Source organism: Planobispora longispora (assembly GCF_016863135.1).
Lineage (GTDB): Bacteria > Actinomycetota > Actinomycetes > Streptosporangiales > Streptosporangiaceae > Planobispora > Planobispora longispora.
The window spans coordinates 1-725 of the sequence record NZ_BOOH01000113.1; the positions used below are offsets into that span (position 1 = coordinate 1).

The 725-nt window shown below is 72.1% G+C and carries 1 protein-coding gene and 1 pseudogene; both read right to left on the reverse strand.

Annotated elements, in window-relative coordinates; genetic code table 11:
• The coding region (locus Plo01_RS41525) for a methyl-accepting chemotaxis protein (protein ID WP_444980785.1) at positions 1–243 on the reverse strand (243 nt) is incomplete at its 3' end.
• Between the two features lie 195 nt (positions 244–438).
• Positions 439–594: pseudogene (locus Plo01_RS41530) on the reverse strand (HAMP domain-containing protein); the annotation flags it as partial.
• Between the last annotated feature and the right edge of the window lie 131 nt (positions 595–725).

Consider the following 725-nt stretch of genomic DNA (forward strand, 5'->3'; position numbering starts at 1 on the left):
CACCACCGCGAAGCCCTTGCCCTGCTCGCCGGCGCGGGCGGCCTCGATGGTGGCGTTGAGGGCCAGCAGGTTGGTCTGCTCGGCGATGCTCGTGATCACCTTGATCACGTTGCCGATCTCCGCGGAGGAGTTCTCCAGCTGGGCCATCATCGTGTTGGTCTGCTCGGCCACCGTCACCGCCTCGGCGGCCACCGCGGCCGCCTGGCTGGTGCTGTGGGAGATCTCCTGGATGGCCGCGCCCATCTCCTGGCCGCCGGCGGCCACGACCTCCACGTTGAGGGAGACCTCGGAGGCCGCCGCGGCCACCACTCCGGACTGGGCGCTGGTCTCCTCGGCCGAGGCCGCGATCTGCTCGGCCACCTGCGACAGCTGGGTGGAGGAGCCGGCCAGGGTGTCGCTGTGGGCGACCACCGAGGCCACCGTGGTGCGCAGCGCGTCGGTGGTGGCATCCAGCGCATCGGCCAGCCGGCCCAGCTCGTCACGGCGCTTGAGTCCCAGACGGGCGGTCAGGTCGCCGCCGGCCACCCGGCCCAGCGCGTCCACCACCGCGTTGAGCGGCCGTACCACCGAACGGGTGCTCAGCACGCTGAGCACGGCCGCCGCCAGCAGGGCCAGCGCCAGCGTGGCGTACAGGACCCGCTCGCCGGTGGACTCGACCTCGGCGATCTCCTTCTCCAGCGCGGTGATGCGCTGGTCGATGGAGGTGCGCAACGCGGTGCTGATCT